The organism is Pseudomonas sp., assembly GCF_049645325.1.
Classification (GTDB): Bacteria; Pseudomonadota; Gammaproteobacteria; order Pseudomonadales; family Pseudomonadaceae; genus Aquipseudomonas.
This window is the reverse complement of the sequence record NZ_JBARTQ010000177.1, coordinates 1-10,387: the sequence shown is the minus strand read 5'-3', so window position 1 is coordinate 10,387 and position 10,387 is coordinate 1. Positions and strand designations below refer to the sequence as shown.

General features: G+C 60.5%; 12 protein-coding genes. 3 read left to right on the top strand and 9 right to left on the bottom strand.

Annotation, left to right across the window (positions count from 1 at the left end):
• Nucleotides 1-143 precede the first annotated feature (143 nt).
• Both trxB and WBB95_RS07915 read right to left on the bottom strand, forming a co-directional pair.
• Entirely contained in the window at nt 144-1,106 is a 963-nt protein-coding gene (trxB, locus tag WBB95_RS07920) for a thioredoxin-disulfide reductase (RefSeq protein WP_424487064.1), read from the bottom strand.
• Nucleotides 1,107-1,234: 128 nt separating this feature from the next.
• Complete coding sequence (locus tag WBB95_RS07915; protein WP_424487063.1) at nt 1,235-1,390, bottom strand: hypothetical protein; 156 nt, start codon at nt 1,388-1,390, stop codon at nt 1,235-1,237.
• Here WBB95_RS07915 and cysZ point away from each other — a divergent pair.
• Together cysZ and WBB95_RS07905 are read left to right on the top strand one after the other, a co-directional pair.
• Nucleotides 1,389-2,153 (top strand): sulfate transporter CysZ, encoded by a 765-nt coding sequence (gene cysZ, locus WBB95_RS07910; protein ID WP_424487062.1) that lies wholly within the window; start codon nt 1,389-1,391, stop codon nt 2,151-2,153. The genes WBB95_RS07915 and cysZ overlap by 2 nt on opposite strands.
• 54 nt (nt 2,154-2,207) lie before the next feature.
• The gene (locus WBB95_RS07905) at nt 2,208-3,386 is read left to right on the top strand and encodes a glycosyltransferase family 4 protein (protein WP_424487061.1); all 1,179 of its coding nucleotides are present in this window, start codon (nt 2,208-2,210) and stop codon (nt 3,384-3,386) included.
• Between the two features lie 110 nt (nt 3,387-3,496).
• Here the strand turns inward: WBB95_RS07905 and WBB95_RS07900 are convergent, their stop codons facing one another.
• The 7 genes from WBB95_RS07900 to rplU all read right to left on the bottom strand — a co-directional run bounded on the left by WBB95_RS07900 (nt 3,497) and on the right by rplU (nt 9,104).
• Nucleotides 3,497-4,600 (bottom strand): NADH:flavin oxidoreductase, encoded by a 1,104-nt coding sequence (locus tag WBB95_RS07900; RefSeq protein ID WP_424487060.1) that lies wholly within the window; start codon nt 4,598-4,600, stop codon nt 3,497-3,499.
• 173 nt (nt 4,601-4,773) lie between these two features.
• Nucleotides 4,774-5,256 (bottom strand): glutathione peroxidase, encoded by a 483-nt coding sequence (locus WBB95_RS07895; protein WP_424487059.1) that lies wholly within the window; start codon nt 5,254-5,256, stop codon nt 4,774-4,776.
• Nucleotides 5,257-5,357: 101 nt separating this feature from the next.
• Nucleotides 5,358-5,822: a CreA family protein gene (locus tag WBB95_RS07890; RefSeq protein ID WP_017137940.1), complete on the bottom strand. Its 465-nt coding sequence runs from the start codon at nt 5,820-5,822 to the stop codon at nt 5,358-5,360.
• 16 nt (nt 5,823-5,838) lie between these two features.
• Nucleotides 5,839-6,957, bottom strand: a complete 1,119-nt coding sequence (proB, locus tag WBB95_RS07885; protein WP_424487058.1) for a glutamate 5-kinase — start codon at nt 6,955-6,957, stop codon at nt 5,839-5,841.
• 123 nt (nt 6,958-7,080) lie between these two features.
• Nucleotides 7,081-8,304: an Obg family GTPase CgtA gene (gene cgtA, locus WBB95_RS07880; RefSeq protein WP_424487057.1), complete on the bottom strand. Its 1,224-nt coding sequence runs from the start codon at nt 8,302-8,304 to the stop codon at nt 7,081-7,083.
• 193 nt (nt 8,305-8,497) lie between these two features.
• On the bottom strand, nt 8,498-8,755 hold the full coding sequence (rpmA, locus tag WBB95_RS07875) for a 50S ribosomal protein L27 (protein WP_003176049.1): 258 nt from the start codon (nt 8,753-8,755) through the stop codon (nt 8,498-8,500).
• A 34-nt stretch (nt 8,756-8,789) separates the two neighbouring features.
• Nucleotides 8,790-9,104 (bottom strand): 50S ribosomal protein L21, encoded by a 315-nt coding sequence (gene rplU / locus WBB95_RS07870; protein ID WP_003176051.1) that lies wholly within the window; start codon nt 9,102-9,104, stop codon nt 8,790-8,792.
• Between the two features lie 239 nt (nt 9,105-9,343).
• On the opposite strand from rplU, the gene WBB95_RS07865 reads away from it, so the two are divergent.
• Nucleotides 9,344-10,312 carry a polyprenyl synthetase family protein gene (locus WBB95_RS07865; RefSeq protein ID WP_424487056.1) on the top strand — a complete coding sequence of 323 codons (969 nt, stop codon included), beginning with the start codon at nt 9,344-9,346 and terminating at the stop codon, nt 10,310-10,312.
• The last annotated feature ends 75 nt before the right edge of the window (nt 10,313-10,387 follow it).

Genomic DNA, 10,387 nt, shown 5'->3' with positions numbered 1-10,387 from the left:
CGATAGCGGTGGTGACTGACACACCGCTATCGCAGGCAAGCCAGCTCCCACAGTGATCGGGTTAACACATCAGCACTGTGGTGCAGCTTGAATTTTGCGCATAAAAAAACCGGCCTCGCAGCCGGTTTTTTTGTTTCAGCGGTTTAGAACGAAGCGTCTTTCAAACCGTCGAGGTAACGCTCGGCATCCAGGGCCGCCATGCAACCGGCGCCGGCCGAGGTAATGGCCTGGCGGTAAACGTGGTCGGCCACGTCACCGGCAGCAAAGATGCCTTCGATGTTGGTCGCAGTCGCATTGCCCTCACGGCCGCCTTGCACCACCAGGTAGCCGTCTTTGGCTTCGAGCACGCCTTCGAACAGCGAGGTGTTCGGGGTGTGGCCGATGGCGATGAACACGCCGTCGACTGTCAGCTCGTCGAAGCTGCCGTCGTTGTTTTTCAGGCGAGCACCGGTCACGCCCATGTTGTCGCCCAGGACTTCGTCCAGGGTGGCGTTGAGCTTGAGGATGATCTTGCCTTCAGCGACACGGGCGTGCAGCTTGTCGATCAGGATCTTCTCGGCGCGGAAGGTCTCGCGGCGGTGAACCAGGGTCACGGTGCTGGCGATGTTGGCCAGGTACAGCGCTTCTTCCACGGCCGTGTTGCCGCCACCGACCACAGCGACCGGCTTGTTGCGGTAGAAGAAACCATCGCAGGTCGCGCAGGCCGACACGCCCTTGCCCATGAACGCTTCTTCGGACGGCAGGCCCAGGTAACGGGCACTGGCGCCAGTGGCAATGATCAGCGCGTCACAGGTGTACACGCCGTTGTCGCCGGTCAGGCTGTAAGGCTTTTTCGAGAAATCGACTTTATTGATGTGGTCGAAGACGATCTCGGTTTCAAAGCGCTCGGCGTGCTCTTTCATCCGTTCCATCAACACCGGGCCGGTCAGGCCATGGACGTCGCCCGGCCAGTTGTCGACTTCAGTGGTGGTGGTCAACTGACCGCCCGCCTGCATGCCGGTGATCAGCAGCGGCTTGAGGTTGGCCCGGGCAGCGTAGACGGCAGCGCTGTAACCGGCAGGGCCGGAACCGAGAATAATCACTCGCGAATGACGGGTATCAGACATGACTCACTCCTATCGACCGCCCGGACAACAAGGCGGCTGGAATAAAAAAGGACCGCGAAGCACTTGGGGAAGGCTTGAACTCGCATGTCCTGAAAAATAATGGGTGCAGCGTATCGAGGGGGGCAAGATTAAGGAAATACGGAATAACAATCCAGCTCATAGGTGGTCTCTATGCAGTCGACCCGGTTGATCGACGCCTTTGTTACCGTTGATGTCGCCGCTTTCACCTCCCGTGCAAAGGCGGTAAGGTCGGCGCGTTCGTCATCCTGCTCGGAGTTCTCCATGCCCGCCCCTGCTCTTTCCGGCCCGCAATACCTGCGCGAAGGCCTCAAACTGGTGTTGAGCCCCGGCCTGCGTCTGTTTGTATTGCTGCCGCTGGCGATCAACCTGGTGCTGTTCGTCGGCTTGATCTACTTCGCCGGCCATCAGTTCAGCCTGTGGGTCGATCACCTGATGCCGACGCTGCCGAGTTGGCTGAGCTTTCTGAATTACCTGCTGTGGCCGCTGTTTGTGGTGCTGGTGGTACTGATGGTGTTTTTCACCTTCACCATGCTGGCCAATATCATCGCTGCGCCGTTCAACGGGTTTCTTTCCGAGAAAGTCGAAGTGGTGGTGCGCGGCACCGATGACTTCCCTGCGTTCAGTTGGGGCGAGTTGATCGCGATGGTCCCACGCACCCTGGCCCGGGAAATGCGCAAACTGGGCTACTTCCTGCCACGCGCCATTGGCCTGTTTATCCTGTCGTTCATTCCGGTGGTCAACCTCATTGCCGCGCCGCTTTGGCTGCTGTTCGGCGTATGGATGATGGCGATCCAGTACATCGACTACCCGGCGGACAACCACAAGCTGGGCTGGAACGAAATGCTCGCCTGGCTGCGCCAGAAACGCTGGCAGAGCATGAGTTTCGGCGGCATCGTCTACCTGGTACTGCTGGTGCCGGTGGTCAACCTGCTGATGATGCCGGCCGCAGTGGCCGGCGCCACATTGTTCTGGGTGCGCGAGCAAGGTGCCGAGGCCATGGCGCAGCAGACTGTCGCCAAGTCATAAATCCATCATCCCGATGACACAATGACGACATGGCCCACGGTGACACTGTGGGTCATGACGACAGCCTCGCTTCACATCACCCTGATTACTGAAACCTTCCCGCCGGAGATCAACGGGGTGGCCAATACCCTTGGCCGTCTGTGTGAGGGTTTGCGCGCGCGCGGCCATCAGGTCGAATTGGTGCGCCCACGCCAAGGTGCCGACCAGACCCGCCCCAGCGATGACGAGTTGTTGCTGTGCCGTGGCTGGCCGCTGCCGGGTTACCCAGGCTTGCAATGGGGCCAGTCGTCGATGCACAAGTTGCTGCGGCGCTGGACCCGCCAGCGCCCGGACGTGTTGTATATCGCCACCGAAGGACCGCTGGGTTTATCTGCCTTGCGCGCGGCACGGCGCCTGGGGATCAGCGTTGTCAGCGGTTTTCACACCAATTTCCAGCAGTACTCGAATCAATACGGCTTGAGCCTGCTCAGCCGCATGGTCACCCACTATCTGCGCTGGTTTCATAACCGTTCGACGCTGACGCTGGTGCCGAGCGCCAGCCAACGCCTGGAGCTGGAACGCCGGCATTTCGAGCGCCTGGGGATGTTGTCCCGAGGGGTCGACAGCCAATTGTTCCACCCGGCCAAACGCGATAACGCATTGCGGGAAAGTTGGGCATTGAACAGTGAGCAAATCGCCGTGCTGCACGTAGGCCGGCTGGCGCAGGAAAAGAACCTGGGGCTGCTCAAGCGCTGCTTCGACACCTTGCAGGACACCTACCCCTTGCGCCAGATGAAATTGATCATTGTCGGCGATGGCCCACAACGGGCGATGCTGGAAAAGGAACTGCCCGAGGCGATTTTCTGCGGCACTTTGCGCGGTGAAGAACTCGCGCGGCATTACGCGTCGGGGGATGTGTTCCTGTTTCCCAGCCTGACCGAAACCTTCGGCAACGTGGTGCTGGAAGCCATGGCCTCGGGATTGGGCGTGGTGGCCTATGACCAGGCGGCCGCGACCCAACACATTCGCCATGGCTACAACGGCGTGCTGGCCATGCCGGGGGATGAGGATGCGTTCTGCGATGCGGCCAATTGGCTGCTGGAGGATGCGGAGAGCTTGCGTCGCATGCGCTTGAATGCGCGCCAGCACGCAAGTCGCCAGGGCTGGCCGGCGATTATCGAGCAGTTTGAGCGACAACTCCGTGGGGTGTGCGGCGAGCAGCCGGTGATTGCAGCGGCGTCGCGTTTGATCTGACAGGCGTGTTGGTTGTCAGAGCGCTATCGCGGGCAAGCCCGCTCCCACTGGGAAATGCATTCCACTGTGGAGGCCGGGGTTGCTCGCGATGACGTCAGAACAGGCGAGCCTTACACCAGCGTCGTCAACGCCTCACGACTGAACGGCAGGATGTCGCCCTCGCGGCCTTCGCGCACCTTCAGCGCCCAATCCGGGTCCACCAACAGGGCACGGCCCACGGCAACCAGGTCGAACTCGTCGTTGTTCAGGCGTTCCAGCAGGTTTTCCAGGCTGGCCGGTTGCGCGACCTTGTCGGTGTTGACCATGAACTGCAGGAACTCGCCATCTAGACCAACGCTGCCGACGGTGATGGTCGGCTTGCCGGTGAGCTGGCGGGTCCAGCCGGCCAGGTTGAGGTCGGAACCTTCGAATTCAGGCTCCCAGAAACGACGGGTGGAGCAGTGGAAAATATCCACACCCGCGTCAGACAACGGCTTGAGGAATTCACCCAAGGCCTCTGGGGTTTGCACCAGGCGTGCGGTGTAGTCCTGCTGCTTCCACTGGGAGAACCGCAAGATGATCGGGAAGTCCGGGCCCACCGCAGCGCGGGTGGCCTGGATCAGCTCGATGGCAAAGCGTGAACGGTTGGCCAGGCTGCCGCCGTATTCGTCGGTGCGCTGGTTGGTGCCTTCCCAGAAGAACTGGTCGACCAGGTAACCGTGGGCGCCGTGGATCTCCACGCCGTCCATGCCAATGCTTTGCGCATCCTTGGCGGCCTGGGCGAACGCGTTGATCACCTCTTTAATGTCTTGGGTGGTCATGCCGTGGACGACGACGTTGCCGTCCTTGAGTTTTTCCATCGGGCCGTAGGCCGGCACGCTGGCATCAGGCTCAGTGCCGATACGGCGCACGCTGCCCACGTGCCACAGCTGCGGGACGATCTTGCCGCCTTCGGCGTGCACGGCGTCGACCACTTTTTTCCAGCCGGCCAGCGCGACCTCACCGTAAAAGTGCGGGACGTTCGGGTAGCCGTTGGAGGCTTGATGGCCGACCACGGTGCCTTCGGTGATGATCAGGCCGACGCCAGCGGCGGCGCGACGGCGGTAGTACTCGATAACGTTGGCGTTGGGCACGCCACCCGGCGAAAACGAACGGGTCATCGGCGCCATGACCACGCGGCTGGTCAGCTGCAGTGCACCGAGCTGGAAGGGTTTGAACAAGGCTTGGACAGGCATGGGAGCACTCCACGGCAGAGGGATTTATGATGTGGATAATATGGAGAGTGCGACGTGCTGAACAGCACTATTGATTTGGGTGATTAAGGGGTAAAAGTGGTGAGATTGAAAGGCTGCTTCGCAGCCCGGCGCAGGGCACGCCCGCTCACCACAACAGCAACCTTATCGAATGATCAGCTCAGCGCTTTTTCGATGGCCTGGATGATCGTCGGGTCATCCGGCGCGGTACGCGGTGAGAAGCGCGCGAGCACGCGGCCATCCTTGCCCAGCAGGAATTTTTCGAAGTTCCAGGTGATATCCCCAGGAAACTCGGCCCCCTCACCCGCCAGCAGGCGGTAGAGCTGATGGCGATCATGACCATTGACGTCGAGCTTGCTGCCCAACGGAAATGTCACGCCATAGTTCAGGCTGCAGAATGCCTGGATTTCTTCCTCGCTACCCGGCTCCTGGCCAGCGAACTGGTTGCACGGCAGGCCCAGCACGGTAAAACCCTGGTCCTTGTACTGCTGGTAGAGGTTCTCCAGCGCCGCATACTGCGGGGTCAAGCCACATTTGGAGGCCACGTTTACCACCAGCACTACTTGCCCCTTGAAGGGCGCCAGCGGCAGCTCATGACCGTCTAAAGCTTTGAGTTTCAGGTCGTGGAAAGCACTCATGACGAACTCCAGATATCCCATGTTCTTCGCGTTGCGGCATTTCGAGATTACAGCCCGCAAGCCTGCAATCATAGACGCCGATTGAAAAACTCGCCCGCCGGTTATTGCGCCGTCGGCCAGGGCAAAATTGGAATCGCCGTGACGGCGTTCTGTGGGCTGCCTTCGATCAAACGGTCGCTGTAGACCAGGTAAACCAGGGTGTTGCGCTTCTTGTCGAGGAAACGCACCACTTGCATGGTCTTGAACACCAGCGAGGTGCGTTCCTTGAACACTTCATCGCCGTCCTTGAGCTCACCCTTGAAGTGGATCGGGCCTACCTGACGGCAGGCGATCGACGCTTCGGCACGGTCTTCGGCCAGGCCCAGGCCGCCTTTTACGCCGCCGGTCTTGGCGCGCGACAGGTAGCAGGTCACGCCATCGACCTTGGGGTCATCAAACGCTTCGACCACAATCCGGTCGTTGGGGCCGACGAACTTGAACACCGTCGACACCTGGCCAATTTCTTCAGCCGAGGCCAGCAGCGGCATGGCCAACAGCAGGCCGAGCAATCCCTTCATGACACGCATCGTGTGGTTCCTTTGGTTAGACCAGGATCAGGTTATCGCGGTGAACCAGTTCCGGTTCGGCCATGTAACCCAATAGTCCGACAATCGCATCTGACGATTGTCCAATGATTTTCTGCGCTTCAAGGGCGCTGTAGTTGGCCAGGCCACGGGCGATCTCGCGACCGTCGGGCGCCACGCACACCACCATCTCGCCACGGCGAAAGCTGCCCTGCACGAGCTTGACGCCTACCGGCAGCAGGCTTTTGTTGCCTTGGGACAAGGCTGACACCGCGCCATCATCGAGCACCAGCGTGCCACGGGTTTGCAGATGACCGGCCAGCCATTGTTTGCGCGCCGCGAGCATGCCGCGTTCCGGCGACAGCAACGTGCCGATGCGCTCACCGGCCTTGAGACGATCCAGCACGCGCTCCAGGCGCCCACCGACGATGATCGTGTGCGCCCCCGAACGTGCCGCCAGGCGTGCCGCGCGCAGCTTGGTCTGCATGCCGCCACGGCCCAGGGCACCGCCGACACTGCCGGCCACGGCATCCAGCGCCGGGTCGTCGGCACGGGCTTCGTAGATCAATTTGGCATCGGGGTTGTTGCGCGGGTCGGCGTCGAACATGCCATCGCGATCAGTGAGGATCACCAGCAGGTCGGCCTCCACCAGGTTGGCTACGAGCGCAGCCAGGGTGTCGTTGTCGCCAAAACGGATTTCGTCGGTGACCACCGTGTCGTTTTCGTTGATCACCGGGATGACCTTGAGTTCGACCAACGCACGCAAGGTGCTGCGGGCGTTGAGGTAGCGCTTGCGGTCGGACAGGTCGTCGTGGGTCAGCAGGATCTGCGCCGTGTGGCGGCCGTGCTCGGCAAAGCTGGATTCCCAGGCTTGCACCAGGCCCATCTGGCCGATGGCGGCGGCGGCTTGCAGCTCGTGCATCGCGCTGGGTCGCGCGGTCCAGCCGAGGCGGCTCATCCCGGCGGCAACCGCCCCGGACGACACCAGTACCAACTCGACACCGGCCTCATGCAAGGCCACCATCTGCTCGACCCAGACGCTCATTGCTGCGCGATCCAGGCCTTTGCCATCCGCCGTCAGCAGCGCGCTACCGATCTTAACGACCCAACGCTGCGCACCTGTCACTTTGCTCCGCATCATCTTCAACCTTAGTGTGAGTGCCGCGCGACCCAGCGCGACCCATAACGTTATTCGTGGTGACCGATTTCCAGATACTAAAACGCCGCTCGAGTGAGCGGCGCTTAAGTTTACTGCAACGAATCAGTCGCGCACGTAAATGATTTCCGGACCGTCTTCATCATCCACGTCTTCTTCGTCCCAATCATCGTCGCCGATGTCATGGACCGACTTCACGCCGCTGCGGCGCAGGGCACGCTGGTCGTCCAGGGCCTGCAGTTGAGCGCGGGCTTCGTCTTCGATCTGCTGATCGAGTTCGGCCAGCTCTGCCTTGAATACCGGGTCAGCCGCCAGGCGGTCGGCACGGTCTTCGAGGTAGCGCATGATGTCGCGGCAAAGGCGCTCGGTGCCTTCTTTGGCGATGGCCGAGATCACGTAGACCGGGCCGGTCCACTCCAGGCGCTCGACGATTTCCTTGACGCGTTCTTCGTGCTCTTCTTCAAGGATCTGGTCGCACTTGTTCAGCACCAGCCAACGATCACGCTCGGCCAGGGCCGGGCTGAACTTGGTCAGCTCGCTGACGATCACTTCGGCGGCGTCTGGAGCACTGGTGTCATCCAGCGGCGCCATGTCGACGAGGTGCAGCAGCAAGCGGGTACGCGACAAGTGCTTGAGGAAGCGAATCCCCAGGCCAGCGCCGTCGGAAGCGCCTTCGATCAAACCGGGAATGTCGGCGACCACGAAGCTTTTCCAGCGGTCTACGCTGACCACGCCCAGGTTCGGCACCAGGGTGGTGAACGGGTAGTCGGCGACTTTCGGCTTGGCCGCAGACACCGAGCGGATGAAGGTACTTTTACCGGCATTCGGCAAGCCCAGCAGGCCTACGTCAGCGAGTACTTTCATTTCCAGCTTCAGGTCACGCTGCTCGCCCGGCTTGCCCGGCGTGGTCTGGCGTGGTGCACGGTTGGTACTGGACTTGAATCGGGTGTTACCCAGACCGTGCCAGCCGCCCTGCACAACCATCAGTTTCTGGCCGGCCTTGGTCAGGTCGCCAATCACTTCCTGGGTAGCGGAGTCGATGATCGTGGTGCCGACCGGTACACGCAGTACCAGGTCTTCGCCTTTTTTACCGGTGCAGTCGGTGCTGCCGCCGTTGGAGCCGCGCTCGGCATCGAAGTGCCGGGTGTAACGGTAGTCGACCAGGGTGTTGAGGTTTTCGTCGGCCATCATGTAGATGGAACCGCCGTCACCGCCGTCACCGCCGTTTGGGCCACCGTTTTCGATGAACTTTTCGCGACGGAAACTCATGCAACCGTTACCGCCGTCGCCTGCTTTTACTCGGATGGAAACTTCATCAACGAACTTCATAACAAAACGCCTCTCGTCGCATGGACGAGCTTAAGAAACCAAGACATAAGACTCTTGCAAAAATGAGCGCAGCGACCTCAAACAACGACCGCCAATCCAGCGCCTGAGCCCATCACAAACAGCTTTGCAAGAGACTCACTCCACAAACGAAAAAGCCCCGTCGCGAGACAGGGCTTTTCCAGCGATCGCGCGATTAAGCGGCGACAACGCTCACGTAACGGCGGTTGAAAGCGCCCTTTACTTCAAACTTGATCACGCCTTCGATTTTAGCGAAGAGGGTGTGATCTTTACCCATGCCAACACCGTAACCGGCGTGGAATTGGGTGCCGCGCTGACGCACGATGATGTTGCCCGGAATGATTTTCTGGCCGCCATACATCTTAACGCCAAGGCGTTTGGCTTCTGAGTCGCGACCGTTACGGGTACTACCACCAGCTTTTTTGTGTGCCATGAGTCAATTCTCCTAGTGAGGAATTAGGCTGAAATTAAGCCTGAATACCGGTGATTTTGATCTCGGTGTACCACTGGCGGTGGCCCATACGCTTCATGTGGTGCTTACGACGACGGAACTTGATGATGCGGACTTTATCGTGACGACCTTGGGAGATCACTTCAGCCACAACGGTAGCGCCAGCAACAACTGGAGCGCCGATGTTCACGTCATCGCCATTGGCGACCAACAGAACGCGATCAAAGGTAACGGATTCGCCGGTAGCGATTTCCAGTTTTTCGATCTTCAGGTATTCACCTGGGGCGACCTTGTATTGCTTGCCACCAGTAACAATTACTGCGTACGACATGGTATTTCTCCGATAATCCTGCTCACCCAGCGCTTTATAAGAAGAGGTATTGGCTGGCATGGCTGCATGGGATGGACGTCCCGAATGCAATTGCGTAAGGCAGGTGCTGCCCAGGAAGTTCAGGGTGCGCGATTGTACGCAAGGCTTTGACGTGTTGCAAGGGGCCGTCTATCGCGCCTTGACACCCGGGGGTGAGGGTCCTAGCATGCCGCGCAACCCTTCTGGAGCGACTGTCGCTGATGCAACCCCAAGCTTTCTACCGCGCGGTCGCGGACGATTTTAGCGCCGTCGACGGCATCATCAAGCAGCAGCTGACGTCTAAAGTGCCGCTGGTCTCCAAAATTGGCGACTACATTACGTCGGCGGGCGGTAAACGCCTGCGTCCTTTATTAGTGTTGCTGTGTGGCAAGGCCCTGGGCCGCGAAGGCGATGACCTGCGCCTGCTGGCCGCCACTATCGAATTCCTGCACACCGCGACCCTGCTGCATGACGACGTGGTCGACATGTCTGGCATGCGCCGTGGCCGCGAGACCGCCAATGCGATGTGGGGTAACGCGCCGAGCGTGCTGGTCGGCGACTTCCTCTACTCGCGCTCGTTCGAAATGATGGTCGAACTGGGTTCGATGCCGGTGATGAAGATTCTTTCACAGGCCACGCGCATCATCGCCGAAGGCGAAGTGTTGCAGCTGTCGAAGGTCCGCGACGCCAGCACCACCGAAGAAACCTACATGGAAGTGATTCGCGGCAAAACCGCGATGCTCTTCGAAGCCTCGACCCACAGCGCCGCCGCCCTGTGTGGCGCGACCGCCGAACAGTCGGAAGCCCTGCGCACCTTTGGTGATCACCTGGGCGTGGCGTTCCAGCTGGTAGACGACCTGCTCGACTACAAGGGCGACGCCGAGACACTGGGCAAGAACGTCGGTGACGACCTGGCCGAGGGCAAGCCGACCCTGCCGCTGATCTACACCATGCGCGAAGGCACGCCGGAACAGGCTGCACTGGTGCGCAAGGCGATCCAGAAAGGCGGCATCGAAGACCTGGAGGCCATTCGTGGCGCCGTGGAAGCGTCGGGTTCCCTGGAATACACCGCACAACTGGCGCGTGACTACGTGGCCCGCGCCATCAAGTGCCTGGAAGCCCTGCCGGCCAGCGAATACCGGGATGCCCTGGTTGAGCTGAGTGAGTTTGCGGTCGCGCGTACGCACTGATTGCTAGCTGCGGAGCCGGCTTGTGTGGGAGCGGGCTTGCTCGCGAAAGCGGTGGATCATTCAGCCATGCGTGGC

Coding starts and splice junctions, on each gene's coding strand:
- trxB (WP_424487064.1), bottom strand. CDS start 1,106: ATGTCTGATACCCGTCATTCGCGAGTGATTATTCTCGGTTCCGGCCCT.
- cysZ (WP_424487062.1), top strand. CDS start 1,389: ATGCCCGCCCCTGCTCTTTCCGGCCCGCAATACCTGCGCGAAGGCCTC.
- WBB95_RS07915 (WP_424487063.1), bottom strand. CDS start 1,390: ATGGAGAACTCCGAGCAGGATGACGAACGCGCCGACCTTACCGCCTTT.
- WBB95_RS07905 (WP_424487061.1), top strand. CDS start 2,208: ATGACGACAGCCTCGCTTCACATCACCCTGATTACTGAAACCTTCCCG.
- WBB95_RS07900 (WP_424487060.1), bottom strand. CDS start 4,600: ATGCCTGTCCAAGCCTTGTTCAAACCCTTCCAGCTCGGTGCACTGCAG.
- WBB95_RS07895 (WP_424487059.1), bottom strand. CDS start 5,256: ATGAGTGCTTTCCACGACCTGAAACTCAAAGCTTTAGACGGTCATGAG.
- WBB95_RS07890 (WP_017137940.1), bottom strand. CDS start 5,822: ATGCGTGTCATGAAGGGATTGCTCGGCCTGCTGTTGGCCATGCCGCTG.
- proB (WP_424487058.1), bottom strand. CDS start 6,957: ATGCGGAGCAAAGTGACAGGTGCGCAGCGTTGGGTCGTTAAGATCGGT.
- cgtA (WP_424487057.1), bottom strand. CDS start 8,304: ATGAAGTTCGTTGATGAAGTTTCCATCCGAGTAAAAGCAGGCGACGGC.
- rpmA (WP_003176049.1), bottom strand. CDS start 8,755: ATGGCACACAAAAAAGCTGGTGGTAGTACCCGTAACGGTCGCGACTCA.
- rplU (WP_003176051.1), bottom strand. CDS start 9,104: ATGTCGTACGCAGTAATTGTTACTGGTGGCAAGCAATACAAGGTCGCC.
- WBB95_RS07865 (WP_424487056.1), top strand. CDS start 9,344: ATGCAACCCCAAGCTTTCTACCGCGCGGTCGCGGACGATTTTAGCGCC.